Source organism: Bacillus sp. GW821-FHT11D08 (assembly GCF_058808515.1).
In genome coordinates this window covers 1-24,620 of the sequence record NZ_JBXARS010000002.1, presented here as the reverse complement: position 1 = coordinate 24,620, position 24,620 = coordinate 1, and the positions used below count along the sequence as shown (strand labels likewise).

Genomic DNA, 24,620 nt, shown 5'->3' with positions numbered 1-24,620 from the left:
ATTCACTGCGATAACTTAAGCCCATTTCAATATGTTTCATTATTCCGAAAAATAAAAGGGAGCGGCGGGTGCCGCTCCTTACAAATCCCCGTTTAATTTCGAATGCTTTCTCGAATATAAGAAATAAATCACCAGACCGATGATCAGCCAGATAAAGAAACGGAATATGGTGGTGGCGCCGAGGTTAATAATCAAAAACACGCAGAACAGAATGGACAATATCGGAATAAAGGGAACCCCCGGACATTTAAAAGCCCTCGGCAGATCAGGCTGTTTCTTTCTCAATACGATAACCGCCACGGAAATCAGGACAAACGCGGCAAGCGTGCCTATGTTCACCAGCTTCGCCAGTTCATCAAGCGGGACGAGCGAGCCGAGTAATGCTGACAGGATGCCGAACACCCATGTCACCACGTGCGGCGTTTTATGCTTCGGATGAACTTTTGAAAGCGCCCCCGGCACCAAACCGTCACGGGACATGGCAAACATCACCCTCGTCTGCCCGTACAGCATGACGAGCATCACCGTTGTCATCCCCAACACTGCGCCGATATCAATAATCCCGGCCACCCAATTCTGTCCGGCCATCTGCAGAACGAGAGACACGGGATGGTCAACGCCTTCAAAGCGGGCAAACGGAACGACGCCCGTCATAATCGCCGATACGGTCACATACAGCACGGTGCAGACGATTAATGAAAAGATAATTCCTTTCGGCAGATCCTTCGCCGGATTTTTCGTTTCTTCAGCGGCGGAAGAGACGGCGTCAAAACCGATAAAAGAGAAGAAAACGAGCGCCGCGGCACTGAAAACACCGCCGAAACCCATCGGTATAAACGGCTGCCAGTTGTGAGGTTTGACATATACGGCCGCAACGGCGATAAACAATAGAACAACCAGAACCTTCAAAATGACCATAATATTATTGACCCGCTTCGATTCCCTAATGCCTAAGTAGAGGAGGAATGTAATCGCAAGCACGATAACAAATGCGGGGAGATTAAAGAATGTGACCGTGCCTTTAATGGATCCTGGCGCGGCCGTTAATGCGGTCGGAAGATGAATGCCGAAGCCCGCCAAGAATGATTGAAAATAGCCGGACCAGCCGACCGAAACCGCGCTGACGGCGAGCATATATTCCAAGATTAAATCCCAACCGATGATAAACGCTAGAAGTTCACCCAGTGTCGCATAAGTAAACGTGTAGACGGAACCTGAAACCGGGACGCTTGAAGCAAATTCAGCATATGACAGAGCCGCAAATAAACACGCAAGAGCGGCGATGACAAATGAAACGGTCAGCCCCGGCCCCGCCGTGACAGCGCCTGTTCCGGTTAATACAAAAATCCCCGTTCCGATGATGGCCCCTATCCCCAGAAGGGTCAGATCAAAGGCCCCTAACTCTCTTTTCAGCGACTTTTCCCCGCCCGTTGCGGCAAGCAGGTCCTGAATGCTTTTCTTTCTGAATACGCTCCCTTTCATCTGCTTCACTCCTTGTAAATTAATATATGTTAGAATATTCAGATAACAATAGCAATAATGACTAAATTCTTATTTTTCGCATGAAATGTTTCAGCACATCATCCCTTTCTCCTATGTCATATTATAGCGAAAAATATAAAAATGAAAATAACTTTTTTGAAAATTCTATATATTATTTTTAGTTTTCATAAAACAGAACGCAGCGGATTCTCCACTGTTAAATATTAACATTAGTGATTCAGCTGGCGACTTCCATTTTTTGAAAATCGTATTCATATGTACGTTCAAATAAAAATCCCGCCCTTTTTAAAAGCGCGGGATAAGACTTGCGTATTATGTTGAAATAAATCTGCCGCCATTTACGTGAATGGTCTGCCCCGTCATATAGGAAGATTCGTCTGAAGCCAGAAGCACGTAAGCTCCGGCGTGTTCCGCAGGCTGTCCCGGTCTTCCCATCGGAGTGTCCAGACCATGCTTTTCCACCTTTTCTTCAGTAAACGTTGCCGGAATCAGGGCGGTCCAGATCGGGCCAGGGGCCACCGCATTTACTCTGATCCCCTGATCGGCCAATGACATCGCCATTGAACGCGTAAAGGAAACGATGCCGCCTTTCGTGCACGAATAGTCGATCAATGATGTGTCTCCCTGATAAGCGGTAATAGACGTTGTATTAATGATGGCGCTCCCTCTTTGCAGGTGGGGCAGCACGGCTTTTGTCATATGAAACATAGAAAACATGTTTGTACGGAATGTCTTCTCCAGCTGTTCAGCTGTAATATCAAGAATCCCGTTTTGCGGATGCTGCTCAGCCGCATTATTAACGAGAATATCTATTTTTCCGTAGTGATCTAAGACTTGCCGGACCGCCTTCTGACAATGCGCCTCATCACCGACGTCTCCCGGAATTAACAGGCATTCGGCCTGGTATTCTTCCGCACGCTTTTTCGTTCTCTCGGCATCGGCATGTTCGTCTAGGTACAGGATGGCAAGATCCGCCCCTTCCTTCGCGTAAGCGATCGCAGCCGCTGCGCCGATGCCGCTGTCTCCGCCCGTGATGACGGCGACTTTTCCTTTTAATCTGCCCGACCCTTTTACATCCGGGTCCTCCAAGAACGGTTTCGGCTCCATGTCTGACTCAATGCCGGGCTGGCGCTTTTGCACCTGCGGCTTTTGTCCTTCCGTCTGTCTGTCCATCGGATTCATATTCTCACACTCCTGCAATTGGTATTACTGAGACGATACCACGCAGTGCGGGGAGTTAAACGGACAAATATGCCGGTAATTAAAGCTGCTGAGCCGTTTCGGGAAAAGCGCCGGTGTATTTCGCAGACGGCCTGTAAATCATGTTGTCAGCGGACTGTTCAAGCACGTGTGCGCACCAGCCTGCCATTCTGCTTGCTGAAAAGGTCGGCGTAAACAAATCATTGTCGACATCAATGGCCTGCATCACAGCCGCTGCGTAAAACTCCACATTCGTATACAGCTTCCGTCCGGGCTTATATTGCTCTAACAGGCGGATGGCTTCCTTCTCCACATAAAGCGCCAAGTCAAGCGACGGATCATTTCCCGCCACCTCTTCAGCCTTTATGCGCAGCGCTTCCGCCCGCGGGTCTTTTGTTTTGTACACCCTGTGCCCGAAGCCCATCAGGCGTTCTCCCCTCATAAGCTTCGCTGCCAAATACGCTTCTGCATTTTCTTTTGTCCCGATGTCTTCAAGCATTTTCGTGACGCCTGAAGGCGCGCCTCCGTGCAGCGGCCCTTTCATCGTACCCAGTGCGGCAGTGACGGCAGACACTAAGTCCGATTCAGTCGAAACGGTGACTCTCGCCGAAAAAGTCGATGCATTCATCCCGTGCTCCATCGCCAGAATCATATACGTCTCAAGCGCTTTCTTTTGGGCTGCGGACGGCTGCCTGCCTGTCAGCATATACAAATAGTTTTCAACGTGTCCGTATCGCGCCTCAGGTGACAACGCTTCCTGCCCTTGTTTACGGCGGTATCTGTACGCAATAATCGTCGGTGTGACGGCAATCAGTTTAATCGCTTCTTCCGGCTTGGGCGGATATGTAAATGAATCTGTGCCCAAACCTGAAACAGCCGTTCTCAGCACCGCCATGTCATCCATTTCATCCGGAAGCGTTTCCAGTAAGTCGATCAAATGTTTCGGAAGCCCGCGCTCGGCTGCAAGTTCTTCCTGAAACGCAAGCAATTGCCGCTCATCAGGAAGCGCCCCGTTCAAAATGAGATACGCCGCTTCTTCAAAACTGGATTGCAGCGCGATATCCTTCGCGTCATAGCCGCGATATATTAAATGCCCCTTTTCTCCGTCAATGTGGCTGATCGCCGTTTCTGCACAAGTAATCCCTTTCAATCCACGATAAATCAATTTCATTCCCCCTTATCCTCTTTCTGTTATTATAGTAAATATAATATTTAAAAAATAATGAATATTTTTAAGGGAATTAATTAAAACTTTTAATCAGAGGAGTGCATCTATGGATTTTAAATGGCTTCACACCTTCGTCACCGCGGCAAAATATGAGAATTTCAGAAAAACGGCGGAAACGCTTTTTTTATCTCAGCCGACCGTCACCGTTCATATAAAATTATTAGAGAAAGAAATCAGCTGCAAGCTGTTTCAGCGGAGCGGCCGGAAAATACAATTGACCGAAGAAGGAAAAGCATACGTGCCGTTTGCCATGAGGCTTTTGGAAGACTATGAAAACAGCATGGCGGAACTGCACAGGGTACGCCAGGGCTACTCGCACACGCTGACACTCGCTGTTTCGCCGCTTATCGCCGACACCGTTCTCCCGTCTGTCATGAAGCGTTATACAGAGGACAATAAAGAAACCGAAATGACGGTCACCATTTTCGAATCGGAAGAAATCGCCTCTCAAATCAGAAACGGCTCAGCCGATATCGGACTGAGCTGCTTAAAGGTGCAATCATCTTCCCTCACTTGCCGCCCCCTGTACAATGACCCCGTTGTCCTCGTCGCGCCGCCCGGCCGAAAACCCGGAACAGGGAAGGCGGATGAAGTGAAAGACCTGTTCGGACAATATCTGCTTTTGACCCATAACCATCCTGACTATTGGGATGATTTGCTCCGCCAGGTCAGAATACAGTTCCCTTTCGTCAGGACAATGAAGGTGACACAGACGCATATTACGAAACGATTTATTAAAGAGGGGCTGGGTGTCTCATTTCTGCCGCTGTCAGCGGTACGGGCCGAACTCGCCGCAGGCAGCATGATTGAAATTCCGTGCGAATTCGCCCAGATGCCGAGCGCGGGCGCATACGCCATCGCCCTCTATGAAAATGAAAAAAAGAAAACCTTTTTAGATTTTTTATCACATTTTCATTTTTAGGTGAAACAAATGGAGCTCTGTCCCGTCTAAATAAAAAACCCGTTCTGATGAACGGGTTTCTATCGCTGCTAGAATCTTTTCGCGCCCAGGTAGCGCGGTTTCCAGTAGCTGTTATTCAGATCACTTGTTGTGACGCCGTCAGAACCGGCATGGATGAACTTGTTGTTTCCGATGTACACACCCATGTGTGAAGGGCCGGCCTGATATGTTGTAAAGAAGACGAAGTCTCCTCTTGACGGGCTGGACACGCTCTTCATTGAGCTCCAGTATCCCGCAGTGCTCGTTCTGCCGACACTCGTCTGTTTGTTTAACAGGTACCAGATAAATCCGCTGCAGTCAAAGCCGGAAGTCGTTGTTCCGCCCCATACATACGGCGTGCCGATTAAAGATTGCGCATCAGAAATCAGCTTGTTTACATTCAGGCTCGTCTGTGCAGCATTATGGGTGGATGAAGGCTGCTTTGATGACGAAGATCCTGAAGACGTTGAACCGGAAGTTGATCCCTTTACTTTAAGAACTTGTCCGATGCGGATCAGGTCCGTTTTTAAACCGTTTAAACTTTTTAATTGGTTTACCGTCATTTTATATTTATTCGCAATTTTCCAAAGGCTGTCGCCTTTTACGACTTTATATGTAGACGATGATGACTTGCTGCTTGAGCTTGAACCTGAGGATGATTTACCGTTAATCGAAAGCGTCTGACCGATGTAAATGATATCCGATTTTAATTTGTTCTCAGATTTAATGGAATTAATTGACGTTCCGTACCGATTTGAAAGTCCCCATAATGTATCGCCTTTTTTTACCTTAATCGTTTGCGCAGATGCCGCGCCCGCAAACAAAGTCGTCCCCAAAACCACTGCCGTTGTTGCTGTAACAAGTTGCTTTTTCATATTTTCCTCCCTGAATGATTCTATCTATTTTATGTGTCTCTTTTTTAAAGTTTTTATCTGTTTCCTATTATAAGGTTCAATTTCCACTAGAAATAGACTTGACTTCCCGTGACAAATTTCTTACTAATTCGTTTTAGAAAAAAGTTTTTAAGGGTATTAAATATTTCAATTTGATTTCAAACGTGACGAAAAACGAGTCAATTTGTCATGTTTTTTTCCTGTGATCCTCGTATTTTGGAAAAACAAAGCAGTTTATTTTCCAAATAACCCCTTGTTAAAAAAATCCTCGACTTTTTCAAAAAAGTGAATGGTTTTCACTCTTTCTTGAAAACATAACTTTACACCGGAATTTACATTTCTAACAATGTTTCACCTGAAATTTACAGGAGGAACAGGCGCTCTTTACAAACACCCCCTACCATTAGACATGCAGACACGATTAAAGGAGGACGAGTGAGAATGAGTCTATTTAAACAGGTTCGATCAAAACTTCTGCCGGCGGCAGCCGTATCCGTACTGACAGCCGGTCTGATTGCGGGCGCGGGGCTTCAGCACTCCGAACAGGCTGCGGCAAAAAAACAGCCTGACAAAAACGAAATCAGAAACGTCATCTTCATGGTCGGCGACGGAATGGGCGCTCCCTATATGAACGCCTACCGTTCGGTCATTAACAAAGGAAAGCCTTCGGATGGTATGAAACTGACGGCATTCGACCCCAATCTCACCGGTATGATGATGACTTACCCTGACGATCCTGATTCCAATATTACCGATTCCGCGGCGGCTGGCACGGCAATGGCCACGGGTGTGAAAACGTATAACGCGGCGATCGGAGTCGATAAAAAAGGAAAGCGGGTAAAATCCGTCCTCGAAGAAGCGAAACAAAGAGGGAAATCCACCGGACTTGTCGCAACTTCGGAGATTGCCCACGCCACCCCTGCGGCATTCGGAGCCCATAACAAATCCCGAAAGAACATGGATGACATCGCAAGCAGCTACTTTGATGACCGTATCAACGGAAAACAGAAAGTCGATGTGCTCCTCGGAGGCGGCAAGTCAAACTTTATCCGTAAAGACCGCAATGTAACAAAGGATTTCAAAAAAGCGGGATACAGCTACGTGACATCAAAACAGGAGCTCAAAAAGGATCGTAACAAGAAGATTCTCGGCTTGTTTGCCGATGGCGGACTCGACAAAGCAATCGACCGCTCAAACGCCGTCCCTTCATTAGAAGACATGACAACGGCGGCGATCGACAGGCTGAACACGAATAAAAATGGGTTTTTCTTAATGGTCGAAGGCAGCCAAATTGACTGGGCGGGACATGACAATGATATAGTCGGCGCAATGAGCGAAATGAAGGACTTTGAAAAAGCGTATAAAGCAGCGATCGCATTTGCCAAAAAGGACAAACATACGCTTGTCGTTGCCACGGCTGATCATACCACCGGCGGATTGACGATCGGCGCGAATGACGATAAAAACTGGCATGTTGAACCGATTCTTGCCGCAAAAAAAACCCCGGCATTTATGGCTGACCAAATCAAAGCGGGCAAATCCGTATCTTCCGTGCTTGCGCGCTATACAGACCTGAAATGGTCAAAAGCTGAAATCAAACAGATCGAAATGGCCGCAAAACAGGATGCTGACAAGAGTATCTACAAAGCGATCATTAAGCTCTTTAATGCGAAAACCAACAGCGGCTGGACAACCGGCGATCATACAGGCGAAGAAGTTCCCGTTTACGCATACGGTCCGGGAAGAGAGTCATTTACGGGGCTTTTAAACAACACGGATCAGGCCAAAAAGATCTTTCACATCCTGAAACACGGAAAATAAAAAAAGGATGCGGGGGTTTCCCCGCATCCTTTCTTCTTTTACAGATATCTCCGGTGCACTCCTTTGCCGTCATACGAAAACATCACTTCTCTGTCTTCAAGAACAGATTCGATGTGCACGCTCCTGCCCCACAGCTGGTACAGATACGGCAGCACTTTCTCCAAATATTTCAGATCAAGCTCAATTCCCTCATACCAATGTTTAATATAAAGCTCATTATTCTTCAGGTAATCCCCGTCATTGACGGTCAGATAAGGAAATCCCCCGTTGACCCGCATGTTCACGAGCTGATCGCGCACGGCCTTCCATTCTTTGTCGATCACTTTATAGTCCCTGCCCTGCTTTTGGAATAAATACAAATCCTCACGCATCACGAGATCTTTCGTCAAATAATTGCGGATAAATGATATATCCGATTCAATTTCCCTGACCTCAAACATTTTCTCGCGTCCGGAACCGGGCTTTACCCCTGTTTTTTTCATTTCATCTGTCGGGTTGTCATAACGCTCTTCGATGTCTTCAAAAATTTTCAGCCCTAAATAATACGGGTTGATTCCCGTTTTTGACGGCTGAACGACGCCTGCGTTCAGCTTCGCAAATTCGATGGCTTCATCTGAAGTCAGGTCAAGCTCGCGGATAATCCGCTGATGCCAATAGGATGCCCAGCCTTCGTTCATGATTTTCGTTTCCAGCTGAGGCCAGAAATACAGCATTTCTTCTCTCATCATGGTTAAAATGTCACGCTGCCACGGTTCAAGCTCCCGCGAATGTTCCTCGATAAACAGCAGAATATCTTTTTCCGGCCGGGGCGGAAACGGTTTTTTCCCTTTTTTCTTTTTCACCTGCTTCGGCTTATCCATTCCCCATAAATCATCGTAAGGCGATGGCGCGGTTTCTTCTTCGTCCTCCTCTTCGTCATCGACGCTCCACAGCAGCTTCGGCCTGACGAGCGACGGATCGATATGCTCCTGAACCGCCAGAATGGCATCTAAAAAGGACTCCACCTCTTTGATCCCGTGAATTCTTTCATAATGCTTAATCCGCTCCGCCGCAGCCGCCATACTCTCAACCATGTCCCGGTTCGTATTTTGAAAGCGGCAGTTATGTTTGAAAAAATCACAATGGGCAAGAACATGGGCTACAATTAATTTATTTTGGATCAGCGAATTGCTGTCCAGCAAAAAAGCGTAGCAAGGGTTGGAATTAATGACAAGTTCATAAATTTTGCTCAAACCGAGATCATAATGGAGTTTCATCTTGTGAAATTGTTTGCCGAAACTCCAATGGCTGAATCTCGTCGGCATGCCGTACGCGCCGAATGTATAAATAATCTCAGCCGGGCAAATTTCATATCTCATCGGGTAGAAATCAAGGCCGAAACCCTTCGCAATGTCGGTTATTTCCTCAATTGCCCGCTGTAAACCTTTTGTCTCCTCCGCGTTCAACCGAATCCCCCCTACTTGGACTTATTTATAATGTATGACCCCTCCTCTCAAAAGATGAAATAACAGACCGGTTTCCGGCTGAAAACTTTCGGCACATCCGCCCCGTTTGCTTTATATGTAAGTGGGTAAAACACACACCATACCCCAAAAAGAAAAGGAGCGATTCTACTTGAATACAGCAGACATGCTTACGACGTATCTCAGCAAACTCCCGAATCTGATCATCGCACTGCTCGTCCTGCTTATCGGCTGGGGCATTGCCAAAATCATTGAAAAAGCCGTATACAAAGGCCTGCAAAAAACAAAAATCGACGACAGGCTGTTCGCCGAAAAAAAGCCGGCGCGCTATTCCTCAGAAAAAGTCATCAGTAAAGTCATTTATTTTATCGCATTAATCATCGTTTTTATTCTATTCTTTAACATTCTGCATCTGACAACCGTGGCTTCGCCTTTTGTCAGCATGCTGTCAGCGATAACGGCGGCTGTGCCGAGCATTTTAAAAGCCGGCCTGATTCTGCTGTTGGGCTGGGCGGCCGCTTCGCTTTTCAGCTATCTCGTCAAAAAAGCGGGCATGAAACTCGCTGAAAACGGCCGGCTCAGAAAATGGACAATGGTGTCTGAAGAAGCGGAGATGAGCAGATCCGTTACGGCCGCTTCACGAATCGTTTTTTACTTCGTCTTGCTCTTGTTCCTGCCCGGCGTCTTGGCCGCTCTCCAAATCAGCGGAGTATCAGGGCCGTTTACAAATATGATCCAAAGCGTTTTGTCCTTTATACCGAAATTATTCGCCGCGGCACTGATTGTTTTAATCGGCTGGCTTGTTGCCCGTCTCGTCCGTGATATCGTCACAAACTTTCTGGCGAGTATCGGCACGGAAAGGCTCGCCGCACGTATGGGGCTTTCTATATACCTGAAGGATACAAGCCTGTCGGCAATCATCGGAACGATTGTCTACGTGCTGATTTTCATTCCGGTGATCATTTCTGCGCTTGACCGGCTTGATGTGGCGGGTATTTCTGAACCGGCGTCAGCCATGCTGCACACGGTCTTCACAATGCTCCCTAATATCATCATCGGTATCGTGCTGATCATCGCCGGCATCTGGATCGGAAAATGGGTCAACAGCATTGTATCCGGGCTCTTGCACCGGGCCGGTTTCGACTCTCTTCTCGGTAAAATGGGCTTTGAACAGACGGGTACCCCGAAGCTGACGCTTTCTCAGACGGTCGGCATGATTGTTCAGATTATCATCGTCCTGCTGTTTACGGCAGAGGCGCTGCAGCTTGTTCATCTCGAATTTCTCGTCGTTATCGCAACAGGTATTATCGCTTACCTGCCTAATGTTCTGGCCGCTGTATTTATTCTCGGAATCGGACTTTTGGCCGGACAGCTCGTCAGCAGACTGCTTGCCGGCATGCTGAGCGGAAAGGAATTCAGATTCCTGGCGCCGCTTGCGAAATATACCATTATCACTCTTTCAATCTTTATGGCGCTGGATCAGCTCGGTGTCGCCGACACGATCGTAAATGCCGCGTTTATTCTGATTCTGGGCGGTTTCGCGCTTGCCTTCGGACTTTCATTCGGTCTTGGCGGAAAAGATTTCGCCTCCCGTTATCTCGCAAAATTGGATCGCAAAATTGAAAAACATCAATCGGCTGACGATCGGAAGCCGCCGATGTCTTAACGAAAAAAACGTGTGCTCAGAAGGAGCGCACGTTTTTTTTGAGTTAAGGGGGCAAATTCCTTTTTTTTCATTTTAGATTCATATATGATAGACTGTAACAGAAGCAAAATCTCTTTTTTCGAGGTCATTCTATGAAATTAACGAACTATACCGATTATTCTTTACGCGTTTTGATTTTTTTGGCTTCCAGACATTCCGATGAACTTTCCAATATAAAAGAAATCGCAGATACTTATTCCATCTCTAAAAACCACCTCATGAAAGTCATTTACCGCCTCGGCCAGCTCGGGTATGTCGAAACGATCCGGGGCCGGGGAGGCGGAATCCGATTAGGAATGACACCGGAAGACATAAACATTGGAGAAGTCGTTCGAAATACAGAAGACGACTTTAACATCGTAGAATGCTTTGACTCCCAAAAAAATCTCTGTATCATATCTCCCGCCTGCAACTTAAAGAACCTTCTGAATGAAGCCCTGCAAGCTTACCTGGCCGTTTTAGACAAATATACGTTAAGGGATCTGGTCAAAAACAAAGAGGAGATTATGAGACTGCTCAGAAGCTGAAGGAATGTCCGCATTCCTTCTTTTTTTTATGCCGGCATAAGAAAAAAGGACTATTTCTATTAATATGATAAACGATTGCAGACAAGTGCCGATATAAAGATTATCATTACTGATATCCTCACCTTGCGGCTGCAACGAATGGGGATAGTAAAATCATCGCAGGAAAAGGGAGATTCATTATGAGAAAAAAGGTAGCGGTCGGTTTGACTGCATCTGCGATCGTCGGGTCTGCGTTAGCTGTAACACCGGCAGAAGCACAAACGATTAAGGTTAAAAGCGGAGATTCATTATGGAAGCTTGCCCAAAACTACAATACGAGCGTGGATGCCATTACATCAGCCAATCATCTAAAATCCACCGTTCTTTCTATCGGGCAGACGCTCAACATTCCTAACGGCAAATCAGATTCCGGCAGCAAAAATCCATCTTCAAAGAACAGCGGCACGACTAAAAGCGTTTATACAGTGAAAAGCGGCGACTCGCTGTGGCTGATCGCATCTGATTTTAAAATGTCCGTACAGGAACTGAAAAAATTGAACGGTCTGACAAGCGACTTAATCCGCGCGGGACAGAAGCTGCAAGTGACGGGGAAAGTTTCCTCAAGCACCGATCAGAAAAAAACCACGCCGGGCAGCAGCTCAAACAGCAGCAAAAAGCAGTCATCATCTTCCGGGACGTATAAAGTCAAACTCGGCGATTCACTATGGAAGATCGCAAACAGCGTCAATATGACCATTGCGGAACTCAAAGTATTAAACAACTTAAAAACGGATACGATCTACGTAAACCAAGTCCTGAAAACAAAAGGAACGTCTTCTTCGGGAAACACGCCGTCAAAGGAGAATTCAAACCAAAATAAAAACCAGACGCAAACGTCCTCCTATACAGTAAAAAGCGGAGACTCACTCTGGAAAATCGCAAACGCATACAATATGACGGTTCAGCAAATCAGAAGCATCAACAAACTGACGTCAGACATGCTGCGGGTCGGACAAGTGCTTAAGCTGACCAAAACGTCATCTTCCGGCTCTTCGACTTCACCGTCAACTCCGAACCAGTCCGGAAATACAGGGAAAACCACTACATATACCGTGAAAAGCGGGGATTCTTTATGGGTGATCGCCCAAAAGTTCAATGTGACCGCCCAGCAGATCCGCGAGAAAAACAATCTGAAAACAGATGTTCTTCAAATCGGACAAAAGCTGACGATTACCGGGCAGCAGACAAACACGACTCCGAATCAGTCCGGCAACACAGGCGGCACAGGTTCAACAAGCGCGAAGATTAATGTAATGATCGATGCCGCAAAAGCTCAGCTGGGCGTACCGTATGTATGGGGCGGGACGACGCCGAGAGGCTTTGACTGCAGCGGTTTCATTTATTACGTTCTCAATAAGGTCACTTCTGTATCCAGACTTTCAGCCGCAGGCTACTGGAATACGATGACATCAGTCAGCCAGCCGGCGGTCGGTGACTTTGTCTTTTTCTCAACTTATAAAGCCGGACCTTCCCACGTCGGTATTTATCTCGGGAACGGCCAGTTTATTAATGCAAACGATTCGGGTGTCGTTATTTCCAGCATGAACAATTCCTATTGGAAACAGCGCTACCTCGGCGCAAAACGTTTCTTCTGATATCTGACAAGCTGTACGGCCTCAATAAGGCTGTGCAGCTTTTTTTACAGTCTGAAAATATTAATGCTGATCACATGTTTTGTCACGGGATGGAAATACACTTCAGCACGGGATGAAAACGTTTCTTTTGCTGTTTGCACCGTTACGCGAAACACATCTTTCGTCTGTTCCCGGTTCACTTTTGTACGGCCCATGTACGAATAATCGGTAAGCTCGGACCCCTTGTATTCACGTTCAAGCTGGTTCCATGCGAGCTGCTCCCATTTTTCAACTGACGGATCGAGGTGTTCTGTATGCCCTTTTTCAGCGATCGAGGCAATGAGAATGCCGCAAAACAAGAGGGCAAGCGCAAATGGAAGGGATTTCATCTTTATGTTCTCCTGAGTCGTTTTTTGTCAATCTTAGCGTGTCCAAAGAAGAGACGGATATGCGGTTTTATTTTATGTCTCCCTCATATTGCTATGCCGCTGTGATAAGGCCACCAACTTTTCCCCCGTTGCATCGGGCTTCGACGGCATAAACTAACGGAGAACTTCTCATTGAAAGGAGAAGCGTTAGATGGATCATGCCGATTATGACAAAGCCTTGTATTACACACACCGGTCTCAATGGGACAATTTGTTAATATTGATGGTTCGTACAAAAGATGATTTATTATCAAAGCGTATTGAGCACTTTCTGCACGCGTATCATTTCGAATATGATCATGCGGTGCTTGAAAAAGAGCTGTATTCTCTTCTCGGGTATATTGATCATGCGACAGAGCTCGCATATGAAGATCAATTAGCCATGCTGACATAAAAACAATCCCGGCGTCAGACGCCGGGATTTCTTATGTTTGTGAACATATTCAGCTCTTCGATCATCTCTTTCAGGCTGACAGCCATATCCTCAGATACGGTCCGGCGCTCCATGTCGATGTGAATCGGGTCTAAGACCAGCTGTTTCGGGATGACATTTGCATAGACGCCCCGCATGACCGTCCGCATATTCGCCAGCGCGTTCATGCCTCCTTTTCCTCCGCCCGCCGCGGCAATGATTGCCACCGGTTTGTATGCCCAGTGATCGCTGCTTAAAAAATCGATGGCGTTTTTTAAAGCGCCGCTCATGCCGCTGTGATACTCGGGAGATAATAAGACGACGGCCGCCGACTTTTTCACCTGCCGCCTTAACTCTTGCACTGCAGGCAGCTCGTTCTGTTCTTCTTCACCGTTATAAAGCGGCAGTTCACTTTCACTCAAATCAATAAAATCGGTTTGAAACCGATCTCTTATATAAGAAGCGGCAATTCTAGTCCGCCCGTTTTTTCTCGGTGTTCCGCTGATCACTAATATGCTCATCATTTTACCGCCTTTCCAAAAACATTATATTTTACCGCATACAATGCCGCCTGCGTCCGATCGGAAAGATTCAGCTTTGACAGCAGGTTGGACACGTGGGTCTTCACTGTTTTTTCTGAAATAAACAGTGCCGCCGCAATTTCCTTATTGCTTTTCCCTTTGGCTATTTCTTGAAGAACATCTTTTTCACGAGGGGTCAGCTGATCATATTTTTCCTTATCCTGATCATCCTGAACCATATGGGTCAGCACGTGAGGCACAATATCCGCCGACAGCCGGTAACGTCCGGAATACACTTCCCGGAGCGTTTTTACTAAATCATCGGGCTGGGCGTCTTTCAGCTGATACGCTTTTGCGCCGGCTTTAAGGGCGGGAATGACATGCTCCTGATCAGAATAGCTCGTCAAAACGACGATACTGATGTCCGGAAATCGTTCAGCCGCAATTTTTGCCGCTTCTATGCCGTCCATATCAGGCATTGATAAATCCATCAGAATGATGTCCGGCTCCTTCTTTTCAGCTTGCTGAAGCGCTTCAGCACCGGTGGACGCCTCACCGACAACTTCAATGTCTTCCTGAGTGGCGAAGAAATAGCGCAGTCCTTTGCGGACAACGTGATGATCATCAGCAATCACAATTTTCATCAATCAGACCTCCTGTCCCGAAACGGAAGCCGAACGGAGACAATCGTTCCGGCGCCAAGCTCAGATTGCAGTGTAAAGCGGCCGCCGATTGCTTCAGCCCGCGCTTTCATACCGGCCACGCCGAGCGATGGGAGCACAGCATGCGCATCAGCGCTGAAGCCCGCTCCACGGTCGCTAATATGAAGCTCCGCGCAATCCGGCTTTTTAACGGCGGAAATGATAACCCGGTCCGTTCCCGCATGCTTTTTACAGTTATTCAAGGCTTCCTGGGCGATCCGCCAAAGCGCGTGTTCCTGTTCATCTGTAAGCTCCAGCTCATCCTCCATTTCACAAACGGCTTCCAGGCCGATAAGAGCGGCATAGCTTTTGATCGACGCATACAGCCCTTTCGTCAAACTTTCCGGCTTCAGCTGCCAAATAAGCGCTCTCATTTCTGTTAGCGCATTCTGAGACAGCTCTTGAATAAACGTAATCATCTGCCGGAGCCGATCATCATCTGTAAAGCTCTTTGCGGCTTTTGCCGTTAAGCTGACAGAAAACAGCATCTGATTGACGGAATCATGCAACTCTTGCGCAAGTCTGCTTCGTTCCATCAACAGGGCGTTCTGCTGCTCAAATTCGGCCAATTTCATCCGCTGAATCGCCGTTCCGATTTGAAATGCAACCGCTTCAAGCAGATGCAGTTCTTCTTCGTTGAAAAATGTCTTTTCGCTTGCGGCGACGTTTAATAAACCGAACTTCCGGCCGCCGTCCTCAAGCGGTACGGTCGCATGATGGGTAATGCCCTCCGTATCGCGGCAGTTCGTCGTCTGTTCCGCAAATTCAATCCGTTTACAATTCATTATGTTTACGGCCTTTGTCAATCCGCCATTGCTGAATTTGGTCAGACAATAGCATTCCCCGCTGCACATGAGTGCATTTTCCCGCTGACCGAGAGCCGGCGGTAAATAAGCGGATGCGGCGAGCGTATAAGACCCGTCCGGCTCAATCAGAAAAATCCACCCTGTCTGCAGCCCGGTCAGGCTGAGCAGTTCGCGAAGCACTTTATCAAGCGCTTCCTTTAAATCGTGGCTTTGGTTTAAGGTTTCCGCAATCGCTTTTAACGTTTTTAACGTTTCTACCGTCGTTTTCGTCAATTTCCCTCACTCCGGCCAATCAGAATTATCCATATTATATCAATTCTTTTCTGTATATTCCTTTGTTTTCAGCATGAATTTTCCTCATACTTTCGGATGAGGCGTATAAAAAAACCGCCGGATGTCGCTTCCGGCGGTTTGTTGTTTATTTCGTTTTTTCCACTATGCCATCCACCGTTTTCATGACGGCTTCAGATAATGCGGCAAGACGCTGTTCGCTGTCTTGTAAAGAAGTTCCCTTCACGGCGAAATAGAACTTCACTTTCGGCTCCGTTCCCGATGGACGAAGGCAGAACCAAGAGCCGTCTTCAAGGAAATACTTCAGGACATTTGACTTCGGCAGATCAATATCTTCTTCATGATGATCGGTAAATACAGTCCGTTTTCCCGTTGAATAGTCTTCAGCCTGCGTGATTTGTTTTCCGGCCATCTGCTTCGGCGGATCGTTTCGGAAGGAAGTCAGGATAGCGGAAATCTGCTCTGCTCCCTGTTTTCCTTTTAACGTCAATGACTTCAAGCCTTCACGGTAATAACCGTATTCTTTAAAAATGGACAGCAGCGCGTCATAAAGCGACATGCCCTGCTTTTTATAAAAGGCGCATACCTCGACGGCTAACAGTGCAGCCTGTATCGCGTCTTTGTCACGCGCGAAATCGCCGATTAAGTAGCCGTAGCTTTCTTCATACCCGAACTGGAACGTGTATTGGCCTGATTTTTCATATTCTTTGATCTTTTCACCGATAAATTTGAAGCCTGTCAGCGTGTCAACCGTATCTAATCCGAACGATGAAGCGACGGCGCGGCCCAATTCGCTCGTGACAATCGTTTTCATGACGACACCGTTTTCAGGAAGGGCGCCCTGTTTTTTCTTCTCGGAAAGCAGGTAATGCAATAAAAGCGCGCCTGTCTGGTTTCCCGTCAGCACTGTGTACTTGCCTTCGCTGTTTTTTACCGCAATGCCGAGACGGTCGGCATCCGGGTCCGTAGCGACGAGAATATCAGCGTTTTGTTCTTCTCCGAGTTTAATGGCATATTCGAATGCCGCGTGCTCTTCCGGATTCGGCGATTTGACGGTTGAAAAATCCGGGTCCGGCAGCTCTTGCTCCTTCACGACGGTGACGTTTTTGTAACCGAGTGCTTCAAGACCGCGGCGCACCGGTTTATTTGCCGTGCCGTGCAGCGGAGTGAACACGACGCTGACATCCACTTCATCCGAAAGCTCGGGATGTACGGAGATGGAAGTCAGTTCTTCAGTATACGGTTTATCAATTTCTTCACCGATTATTTTAATCAAACCTTTTTCTTTCAGCGACTGTTCATCTTCAACTTGAATCGTTAATTCATTTTCTATGGCATTCACTTCCGCAATGACGATGTCCGCTTCTTTCGGCGGCAGCTGTGCGCCGTCATCGCCATACACTTTATATCCGTTATATTCAGGCGGGTTATGGCTGGCCGTCACGACGATACCGGCATAAGCGTTCAGCTTTCTCACCGCAAAAGACAGCTCAGGCGTCGGGCGGAGCTCATCAAATACGTATGTTTGAATGCCTTGGGAAGCAAGGGTTTTTGCAGCTTCCATCGCAAACTCAGGAGATTTATGACGGGAGTCGTATGCGATCGCAACCCCTCTTTTTTTCGCGTCTTCCCCCTGTTTCGCGATATACGCCGCAAGTCCGGCGGATGCTTTGCGGACCGTGTAAATATTCATCCTGTTCGTACCCGGCCCGATTTCTCCTCTCATGCCTCCTGTTCCGAACTCAAGATTTTTGTAGAAAAAATCTTCCAGCAGCTGCTCGTTTCCTTCTGCGTCCGCCAATAATTTTTTCAATTCTGAATCTAATTGTTCGGCCTGATTCCAGCGTTCGTAACTCTTACTCCAACTCATGTTCGTCCTCCTATAATTTCAGCTTATGACCATATTTTAATATGAAGCGGCTGCCCGTGTCACTTGATAACTTAACCAAATGCTTTATGTAAAAAGATAAAAGAAGGGCTCATGCCTTTTCGGCACAGCCCTCCGGTTATTATTGTTCGAGCGGAACAACCGCGTCGTGCAGCAGCGTATTTAACCACTCAGTGTGTTTTTCTTTCGTTTCGTCATTCCATTGGAATCGGTCGCTCATGTAATCAATCACGGCTGTTTTATACGTTTGCACCCATTTGATGTCGAAGAACAGTCTTCCCGTTCTGCGGACGAAGAAATCGGCAGGTGTCGCAGCCATTTCTTCTTCGATGCTGTAAGCCGCTTCCGCCAGAATGTGAACCGGAATCTGGCGTTTTTCCGCTTCGTCTTTCAGACCTTCAATCCGGCTGAATACATTTTCAACGTTAGAGCCGTATCTGATGGCTAACTGCTTAGCGGTTTCCTGTGGTAAACCGATTTTCAAGCCGTCTTTTGTCTTTGCTTCCACAAATGACTCGAAGTTTTTAGAGCCGCCGACATGTCCGCCGGAAATCGGCATCGTCTTCGTCTTGCAGCCGCCGAAGTCCTGGCCGCCCTCTTCTTTCAAGCGGTCGCGGACAAGATCGACAATGTGCTCAGCCATTTTACGGTAGCCCGTCAGTTTTCCTCCGGCGATCGTAATCAGGCCTGATTGAGATGTCCAGATTTCATCTTTACGGGAGATCTCAGACGGGTCTTTCCCTTCTTCGTGAATAAGCGGTCTGAGGCCGGCCCAGCTTGATTCAATATCGTCCGCCGTAATGTTCAGTTCCGGGAACATATAATTGATGGAGCTGACGACATAATCACGATCCTGCACCGTCATGCGCGGGTGCTCAAGTTTTTGTTTGTAAACCGTATCGGTCGTACCCACGTATGTTTTTCCTTCACGCGGAATGGCGAACACCATCCGGCCGTCCGGCGTATCAAAGTACACCGCCTGTTTAAGCGGGAATACGGATTGGTCGAATACGAGATGGACCCCTTTTGTGTGCTGAAGATGTTTTCCGCTTTTGCTGTGGTCTTTTTCTCTCAGCTCGTCGACCCACGGACCTGTCGCATTGACGATTTTTTTGGCGTAAACTTTGTATTCCTTGCCTGACAGCAGATCTTCAATTAAAACGCCGACAACTTTTCCTTTTTCATAAAGCAGTTCTTTCACTTTAGAATAGTTGACAGGCTCCGCACCGAATTTAACGGCTTCTTTCATGACTTCAATCGTCAGTCTCGCATCGTCCGTCCGGTACTCTACATAATAGCCTCCGCCTTTTAAGCCGTCTTTTTTGACGAGCGGCTCTTTTTGCAGCGTTTCTTTAGCAGACAGCATGCTTCTGCGCTCTGATTTTTTTACTCCCGCTAAATAGTCATACACACGCAGGCCGATGGAAGTAGAGAATGAACCGAACGTGCCGCCTTTATGAAACGGCAGCAGCATCCATTCCGGCGTCGTGACGTGCGGGCCGTTTTCGTACACGATGGCACGTTCCTTACCGACTTCTGCAACCATTTTGACTTCAAATTGCTTCAGATAACGCAAACCGCCGTGGACAAGCTTTGTGGATCGGCTTGATGTGCCGGCCGCAAAATCCTGCATTTCGCTCAAAGCGACTTTCATTCCCCTTGAAGCAGCGTCAAGCGCCGTACCGGCACCCGTAATACCTCCGCCTATAATAAACAGATCGTATGTTTTTTTAGTCATGTCTTCCAGCATATGATCCCGTTCCAAACTTGAAAATTGGTGATTCATCATTACGTTTCCTCCTTGTTGTCACGGTATAGAAAAAGAGACCACAACAGCCAAAGCGCATGTCATCACTTTGGTGCTGTGGTCTCTCCTCATCTCAGGACCGTTCCTATTAACTTGTTTTCAGTATACCACATTTTTATCTTATTTAAAAGCCATAGCTGCATTTACTGCTTTTTTCCATCCGCCGTACAATTCATCGCGTTTTTCATCTTCCATTTCCGGTTTGAATTGCTTATCAAGGTTCCATTGATCAGCGATTTCAGTGCTGTCCTTCCAGTAGCCGACAGCGATTCCGGCCAAATACGCAGCACCGAGCGCCGTCGTTTCATTAATTTCCGGACGTTCAACCGGCACATCAAGCAAGTCGCTCTGGAACTGCATGAGGAAGTTATTTTTTACCGCTCCGCCGTCTACACGCAATGTTTTTAAAGAGATGCCTGAATCAGCCTCCATGGCATCAAGCACATCTTTCGCCTGATAAGCGAGAGATTCAAGCGTAGCCCGGATAAAATGCTCCTTCGTCGTTCCGCGTGTCAAGCCGAAAACTGAGCCGCGCACGTCACTGTCCCAGTACGGTGTGCCTAATCCGACGAAAGCGGGCACGACATAAACACCGTCAGCGGAATCCACACGCTCTGCGTATGTCTCGCTTTCTTTCGAATCTTGGAACATCCGCATGCCGTCTCTCAGCCATTGGATGGCAGAACCTGCGACAAAGATGCTTCCTTCCAGTGCATACTCGACTTTTCCGTCTAATCCCCAGGCAATTGTCGTCAGAAGGCCGTGATCAGAAGTGATGGCTTTTTCTCCGGTATTCATCAGCATAAAGCAGCCTGTGCCGTATGTGTTTTTCCCCATGCCTTCTTCAAAGCACGCCTGACCGAACAGCGCAGACTGCTGGTCTCCGGCCGCTCCCGCAATCGGAATGTTTTTACCGAAGAAATGATAATCAACCGTTTTCGCGTACACATGAGAAGACGGTTTCACTTCCGGCAGCATTGATTTCGGTACGCCTAAAATATCAAGCAGCTCGTCATCCCATTTTAATTCATGAATATTAAACATCAGCGTTCTTGAAGCGTTGGAATAATCCGTTACGTGCGCCGCCCCTCCGGACATTTTCCAGATGAGCCATGAATCAATCGTTCCGAACAGAAGACTTCCGTTTTCCGCTTTTTCCCGCGCGCCTTCTACATTGTCAAGAATCCATTTGACTTTCGTTCCTGAGAAATAAGGGTCGATCAAAAGTCCCGTTTTTTCTCTGAATGTATCATTATATCCTTTTTCACGAAGCTCTTCGCAAATGCCGGATGTTTGTCTCGATTGCCACACAATCGCATTGTATACCGGCTTTCCGGTATCTTTATCCCATACGACCGTCGTTTCCCTTTGGTTCGTGATGCCGATGCCGGCAATTTGATCAGCGCTGATTCCGGACTCGGAGATCACAGTCGCGATAACGGCGAGCACCGATCCCCAAATTTCGTTCGCATTGTGCTCCACCCAGCCCGGCTGAGGGAAATGCTGTGTGAATTCCTTTTGAGCGGAATGCACGATTTTTCCTTCTTTATTAAAAAGAATCGCTCTTGAACTTGTTGTGCCTTGGTCAATTGATAAAATATAGGTCTCCATGATGCCGCTCTCCTTTTTAAATATATTCAGAATTTGATAATGTTTTCTGTGATTGAGATTTCTTGGTATAAATATAGAGTATGAAAAGCACTACAACCATTATAACGCTTACAAACCAAAAGCTAGGTGTCACATTTCCTTTAAACGCGGCATTGTAAAATACGCCGCCGAACGCACCGCCCATGATCGGACCGATTACGGGAATCCAGGCATATTTCCAATTTGACGGTCCTTTTTTCGGAATCGGCAAAAAGGCGTGAGCGATTCTCGGCCCCAAATCCCGCGCAGGGTTGATCGCATATCCGGTCGTCCCTCCAAGAGAAATCCCGATGGCAACGATGAGGAATCCGACAATCAGCGGGTTCAGCCCTTTTGTAAATTCATTCGCTCCGATTGCCAAAATGCCGAGCACAAGCACAAACGTACCAATGACTTCACTTATCATATTCCCAAATGTATGAGGAATACTCGGGCCGGTCGAGAAAACGCCCAGTTTAGCGGCCGGATCATCCGTCGCCTTCCAATGCGGCAGATAATGAAGGTACACAACAACCGCACCGATCATTGCTCCGATCATCTGTCCTGCAATATAAACAGGGACCTCTTTCCAAGGAAAGCTGCCTTCAAGCGCAAGGCCTATCGTTAAAGCCGGATTCAAGTGGGCGCCGCTGATACTGCCGACGGCATATGCCGCCATGGCTACTCCCAATCCCCAGCCGAATACAATAACAATCCATCCGGATTGGTATGAAAGCGATTTCTTTAAATTGACTCCCGCACAAACGCCGCCGCCGAAAATAACAAGCAGCATTGTACCGATTACTTCTCCCCAAAATGCTGTCATCATCATTCCTCCTAAATGACATAATAGCAGGTTTGACAGAGTTATAGAGAATAAAAAACCCACAACAAACCGCTTTACGCTTTATTTCTTCCGTAAAGAGCTGTTGTGGGTCTCCGGGTCTCCATCACATAGTATTAACCTAGGTCTATTGTAACAATGGGTGTAAGCGGTGTCAATCTTTTTTTGTCATAGAATGTTCATATTTAGCCCATAGGTCGGTGTCTGAAGTCGTCACGGCCGTGGCTCCTGCCTGCAAGGCGTTTTCAACGTCCTGCTCCGTGCGGATGAAGCCGCCGGCAAAAATCGGAATCCCCGTCATTTCTTTAATTTCTCTGATTAAAGTCGGAACGATGCCCGGGAGAACCTCGATAAAGTCAGGCTTATGCTTTCCGACGAATTCCATGCTTTTCTCCATGGCGCTCGTATCCAAGAGAAACAGACGCTGGATCGCGTATATTTTCTTTTGTTTCGCTTTGACGATGACTGATGATCTCGTCGAAATGATGCCCGCGGGCCGGATATCCTGGCAAATGAACTCCGCACCGTATTCATCATGCTTAATGCCGTGGATTAAATCGACGTGAACCATCAGAAGTTTTCCGTGTTTTTTCGCTTCATTCACGACACCTTTTAATTGACCGAGGTGGATATCTAAAATGACGCCGTATAAGAACGGACTTTCTAAAAATGCATCGAATTGCTTCATGTTCCGGATTGCCGGTAGAATCTGCTGGTTGTGAAAACTCATGTTTTACTCCTTTACATTAAAAATCAATGCTCAGCACGCTTTCCTTGACGGTCGAAATGATGAAAGAGAGCTCCTCGTCCGACAGGCAAAAAGGCGGAGACAGCTGAATGACATTATTATATCCCGCTACAGTATCGCCATTTTTCCCGACAAGCAGGCCTTTTTCTCTGCACGCGGTGATGACGTGCTGCACAAGGGCGGCATCAGCGGGTTCCTTCGTGATTTTGTCCTTGACGAGCTCAATGCCGGCAAGAAGGCCCTTGCCCCGTACATCTCCGACCGCCGGATGTTCTCTGAGCGGCTCAAGCTCACGGAGCAGCCTTTCTCCAAGCTCCCGGGAGCGGGCGATCAGATTTTCGTCCTCCATCAATTGCAGGTTTTTCAAGGCCAGGGCGCAGGCTGCCGGATTGCCTCCGAATGTATTCACGTGCCGGAAGCGGCCGTACGGCTCACCGCCCGAATACGCCTCAAAAATCTCCCGTTTTACTGCCGTTGCCGACAGCGGCAGATAAGCGCTCGTAATGCCTTTTGCCATTGTGACGATGTCCGGTGAAACGCCGTAATGCTGAAATCCGAACGGCTCTCCCGTGCGGCCGAAACCGCAAATAACTTCATCACTGATCAGAAGCGCGCCGTGGCGGCGGCAAATGTCCTCTACCTTTGCCATATACCCGTCCGGGGGCATCAGTATCCCTCCGCCTGTAATAATCGGTTCCATAATAACGCCGGCAATCGTTTCGCTTAACTCCCACGTCATGATCCGGTCGATTTCATGCGCGCTTTCCAATGTGACGGCATCGCCGGGATTCCGATAGAGATCAGGCGGCGCCGCGTGCAAAAAACCTTGTGAGAGCGGCTCATATTTATACTTTCTCTGCGCCTGGCCGGTAGCGGCGAGCGCCCCCATCGTATTGCCGTGATAGCCTCTGTACCGGGAGATGAATTTGAAGCGGCTGTGATCGCCGTTTTCAATGTGGTATTGGCGGGCAATTTTGAACGCGGTTTCATTTGCTTCCGATCCGCTGTTGGAAAAGAAGATTACATAATCGCCGCCGAGCCATTCATTCAATTTTTCCGCAAGCTCAATCGCGGGTTGATGGCTTTGGGTCAGCGGATAATAAGGAAGCTCCTTCAATTGGCTGTAAGCCGCATCGGCAAGTTCCTTTCTGCCGTATCCGATATTGACGCACCACAGGCCTGACATGCCGTCCAAATACCGTCTGCCGTCAATGTCCGTAACCCAGGCGCCTTCCCCTTTTTGGACGATTATGCTGTCATCCGGCTCCGCCCCTTTCATCGCGTGCCAAATCAGCTCTTTATCCTTTTGTTTGAGTGACTGATTTTTTTGTACATGTTCCACACCGCTCATCTCCCTTTCAATATCATTGCACTGTATCGAAAGCTGCCCGGCTTCTGACGCCGATTCTCTTGGTGAAGTTTTCCTCTTAATAAGAATATAAAGGCGCGGCATGGGCGAGTCAATAAAGCGGCGGCAATTAAAAAAACGCTTTCTCCCAGAAAGCGAAAGGGCTACAAGAGCATATCCCGAAACCGGGGCCGGTGCAAGTGTTTTTATAAAAAAACCCGCCCCTTAGGGACTGACCCCATAAGATGAGACAAATAAAAACACCTTCAAGTTTGAATACGGATGATTGTTATCCGAAATTAGA

General features: G+C 47.6%; 21 protein-coding genes. 6 read left to right on the top strand and 15 right to left on the bottom strand.

The features are described from left to right. Positions 1-78: 78 nt before the first annotated feature. The 3 genes from bcaP to AC1RRX_RS03650 form a co-directional block, all read right to left on the bottom strand. Positions 79-1,482, bottom strand: coding sequence for a branched-chain amino acid transporter BcaP (bcaP, locus tag AC1RRX_RS03660; RefSeq protein WP_014417297.1), 1,404 nt, complete (start codon positions 1,480-1,482; stop codon positions 79-81). Positions 1,483-1,815: 333 nt separating this feature from the next. Next, entirely contained in the window at positions 1,816-2,685 is an 870-nt protein-coding gene (locus AC1RRX_RS03655; protein WP_144464104.1) for an SDR family oxidoreductase, read from the bottom strand. A 79-nt stretch (positions 2,686-2,764) separates the two neighbouring features. Further along, positions 2,765-3,868, bottom strand: coding sequence for a citrate synthase/methylcitrate synthase (locus AC1RRX_RS03650; protein WP_032866195.1), 1,104 nt, complete (start codon positions 3,866-3,868; stop codon positions 2,765-2,767). Positions 3,869-3,977: 109 nt separating this feature from the next. On the opposite strand from AC1RRX_RS03650, the gene citR reads away from it, so the two are divergent. Then, on the top strand, positions 3,978-4,853 hold the full coding sequence (gene citR / locus AC1RRX_RS03645; protein ID WP_007409271.1) for a transcriptional regulator CitR: 876 nt from the start codon (positions 3,978-3,980) through the stop codon (positions 4,851-4,853). 68 nt (positions 4,854-4,921) lie between these two features. Here citR and AC1RRX_RS03640 read toward each other — a convergent pair whose 3' ends face one another. Next, the gene (locus AC1RRX_RS03640; protein WP_039062832.1) at positions 4,922-5,746 is read right to left on the bottom strand and encodes a C40 family peptidase; all 825 of its coding nucleotides are present in this window, start codon (positions 5,744-5,746) and stop codon (positions 4,922-4,924) included. A gap of 459 nt (positions 5,747-6,205) precedes the next feature. Here AC1RRX_RS03640 and phoA point away from each other — a divergent pair, with 459 nt between their 5' ends. Then, positions 6,206-7,585: an alkaline phosphatase PhoA gene (gene phoA / locus AC1RRX_RS03635; RefSeq protein WP_144464106.1), complete on the top strand. Its 1,380-nt coding sequence runs from the start codon at positions 6,206-6,208 to the stop codon at positions 7,583-7,585. A 38-nt stretch (positions 7,586-7,623) separates the two neighbouring features. Here phoA and AC1RRX_RS03630 read toward each other — a convergent pair whose 3' ends face one another. Beyond that, the gene (locus AC1RRX_RS03630) at positions 7,624-9,030 is read right to left on the bottom strand and encodes a SpoVR family protein (RefSeq protein ID WP_007409274.1); all 1,407 of its coding nucleotides are present in this window, start codon (positions 9,028-9,030) and stop codon (positions 7,624-7,626) included. 169 nt (positions 9,031-9,199) lie between these two features. On the opposite strand from AC1RRX_RS03630, the gene AC1RRX_RS03625 reads away from it, so the two are divergent. The 3 genes from AC1RRX_RS03625 (at position 9,200) to AC1RRX_RS03615 (ending at position 12,914) form a co-directional block, all read left to right on the top strand. Further along, complete coding sequence (locus AC1RRX_RS03625; protein ID WP_020955567.1) at positions 9,200-10,714, top strand: mechanosensitive ion channel; 1,515 nt, start codon at positions 9,200-9,202, stop codon at positions 10,712-10,714. A gap of 131 nt (positions 10,715-10,845) precedes the next feature. Beyond that, positions 10,846-11,280, top strand: a complete 435-nt coding sequence (gene nsrR / locus AC1RRX_RS03620; protein WP_007409277.1) for a nitric oxide-sensing transcriptional repressor NsrR — start codon at positions 10,846-10,848, stop codon at positions 11,278-11,280. A 179-nt stretch (positions 11,281-11,459) separates the two neighbouring features. After that, positions 11,460-12,914 (top strand): C40 family peptidase, encoded by a 1,455-nt coding sequence (locus AC1RRX_RS03615; protein WP_020955566.1) that lies wholly within the window; start codon positions 11,460-11,462, stop codon positions 12,912-12,914. Between the two features lie 44 nt (positions 12,915-12,958). Here the strand turns inward: AC1RRX_RS03615 and AC1RRX_RS03610 are convergent, their stop codons facing one another. Continuing rightward, entirely contained in the window at positions 12,959-13,282 is a 324-nt protein-coding gene (locus AC1RRX_RS03610; RefSeq protein WP_007409279.1) for a DUF3889 domain-containing protein, read from the bottom strand. Between the two features lie 190 nt (positions 13,283-13,472). Here AC1RRX_RS03610 and AC1RRX_RS03605 point away from each other — a divergent pair, with 190 nt between their 5' ends. Continuing rightward, the gene (locus tag AC1RRX_RS03605; protein ID WP_003155335.1) at positions 13,473-13,715 is read left to right on the top strand and encodes a YhdB family protein; all 243 of its coding nucleotides are present in this window, start codon (positions 13,473-13,475) and stop codon (positions 13,713-13,715) included. Between the two features lie 14 nt (positions 13,716-13,729). Here the strand turns inward: AC1RRX_RS03605 and AC1RRX_RS03600 are convergent, their stop codons facing one another. From AC1RRX_RS03600 to AC1RRX_RS03560, 9 genes are all read right to left on the bottom strand, one after another. Then, entirely contained in the window at positions 13,730-14,254 is a 525-nt protein-coding gene (locus tag AC1RRX_RS03600) for an NADPH-dependent FMN reductase (protein ID WP_144464108.1), read from the bottom strand. Next, complete coding sequence (locus tag AC1RRX_RS03595) at positions 14,254-14,898, bottom strand: response regulator (protein WP_144464110.1); 645 nt, start codon at positions 14,896-14,898, stop codon at positions 14,254-14,256. Before AC1RRX_RS03595 ends, AC1RRX_RS03600 begins: the two co-directional genes overlap by 1 nt. After that, the gene (locus AC1RRX_RS03590; RefSeq protein ID WP_144464112.1) at positions 14,898-16,034 is read right to left on the bottom strand and encodes a GAF domain-containing sensor histidine kinase; all 1,137 of its coding nucleotides are present in this window, start codon (positions 16,032-16,034) and stop codon (positions 14,898-14,900) included. Before AC1RRX_RS03590 ends, AC1RRX_RS03595 begins: the two co-directional genes overlap by 1 nt. Positions 16,035-16,179: 145 nt before the next feature. Then, positions 16,180-17,922, bottom strand: coding sequence for a phospho-sugar mutase (locus AC1RRX_RS03585; protein ID WP_085341851.1), 1,743 nt, complete (start codon positions 17,920-17,922; stop codon positions 16,180-16,182). 139 nt (positions 17,923-18,061) lie between these two features. Next, the gene (gene glpD, locus AC1RRX_RS03580) at positions 18,062-19,729 is read right to left on the bottom strand and encodes a glycerol-3-phosphate dehydrogenase (RefSeq protein WP_032866200.1); all 1,668 of its coding nucleotides are present in this window, start codon (positions 19,727-19,729) and stop codon (positions 18,062-18,064) included. A 138-nt stretch (positions 19,730-19,867) separates the two neighbouring features. After that, positions 19,868-21,358, bottom strand: a complete 1,491-nt coding sequence (glpK, locus tag AC1RRX_RS03575) for a glycerol kinase GlpK (RefSeq protein ID WP_007409284.1) — start codon at positions 21,356-21,358, stop codon at positions 19,868-19,870. A 16-nt stretch (positions 21,359-21,374) separates the two neighbouring features. Continuing rightward, positions 21,375-22,202: an MIP/aquaporin family protein gene (locus AC1RRX_RS03570; RefSeq protein ID WP_015239469.1), complete on the bottom strand. Its 828-nt coding sequence runs from the start codon at positions 22,200-22,202 to the stop codon at positions 21,375-21,377. Between the two features lie 172 nt (positions 22,203-22,374). Continuing rightward, positions 22,375-22,950, bottom strand: coding sequence for a glycerol-3-phosphate responsive antiterminator (locus AC1RRX_RS03565; protein ID WP_007409286.1), 576 nt, complete (start codon positions 22,948-22,950; stop codon positions 22,375-22,377). 16 nt (positions 22,951-22,966) lie between these two features. Next, on the bottom strand, positions 22,967-24,319 hold the full coding sequence (locus tag AC1RRX_RS03560) for an aspartate aminotransferase family protein (RefSeq protein WP_102422641.1): 1,353 nt from the start codon (positions 24,317-24,319) through the stop codon (positions 22,967-22,969). Positions 24,320-24,620 lie beyond the last annotated feature (301 nt).

Coding starts and splice junctions, on each gene's coding strand:
- AC1RRX_RS03585 (WP_085341851.1), bottom strand. CDS start 17,922: ATGAGTTGGAGTAAGAGTTACGAACGCTGGAATCAGGCCGAACAATTA.
- AC1RRX_RS03565 (WP_007409286.1), bottom strand. CDS start 22,950: ATGAGTTTTCACAACCAGCAGATTCTACCGGCAATCCGGAACATGAAG.
- AC1RRX_RS03615 (WP_020955566.1), top strand. CDS start 11,460: ATGAGAAAAAAGGTAGCGGTCGGTTTGACTGCATCTGCGATCGTCGGG.
- AC1RRX_RS03605 (WP_003155335.1), top strand. CDS start 13,473: ATGGATCATGCCGATTATGACAAAGCCTTGTATTACACACACCGGTCT.
- citR (WP_007409271.1), top strand. CDS start 3,978: ATGGATTTTAAATGGCTTCACACCTTCGTCACCGCGGCAAAATATGAG.
- nsrR (WP_007409277.1), top strand. CDS start 10,846: ATGAAATTAACGAACTATACCGATTATTCTTTACGCGTTTTGATTTTT.
- AC1RRX_RS03610 (WP_007409279.1), bottom strand. CDS start 13,282: ATGAAATCCCTTCCATTTGCGCTTGCCCTCTTGTTTTGCGGCATTCTC.
- AC1RRX_RS03560 (WP_102422641.1), bottom strand. CDS start 24,319: ATGAGCGGTGTGGAACATGTACAAAAAAATCAGTCACTCAAACAAAAG.
- AC1RRX_RS03640 (WP_039062832.1), bottom strand. CDS start 5,746: ATGAAAAAGCAACTTGTTACAGCAACAACGGCAGTGGTTTTGGGGACG.
- phoA (WP_144464106.1), top strand. CDS start 6,206: ATGAGTCTATTTAAACAGGTTCGATCAAAACTTCTGCCGGCGGCAGCC.
- AC1RRX_RS03570 (WP_015239469.1), bottom strand. CDS start 22,202: ATGACAGCATTTTGGGGAGAAGTAATCGGTACAATGCTGCTTGTTATT.
- glpD (WP_032866200.1), bottom strand. CDS start 19,729: ATGATGAATCACCAATTTTCAAGTTTGGAACGGGATCATATGCTGGAA.
- AC1RRX_RS03595 (WP_144464110.1), bottom strand. CDS start 14,898: ATGAAAATTGTGATTGCTGATGATCATCACGTTGTCCGCAAAGGACTG.
- glpK (WP_007409284.1), bottom strand. CDS start 21,358: ATGGAGACCTATATTTTATCAATTGACCAAGGCACAACAAGTTCAAGA.
- AC1RRX_RS03655 (WP_144464104.1), bottom strand. CDS start 2,685: ATGAATCCGATGGACAGACAGACGGAAGGACAAAAGCCGCAGGTGCAA.
- bcaP (WP_014417297.1), bottom strand. CDS start 1,482: ATGAAAGGGAGCGTATTCAGAAAGAAAAGCATTCAGGACCTGCTTGCC.
- AC1RRX_RS03600 (WP_144464108.1), bottom strand. CDS start 14,254: ATGAGCATATTAGTGATCAGCGGAACACCGAGAAAAAACGGGCGGACT.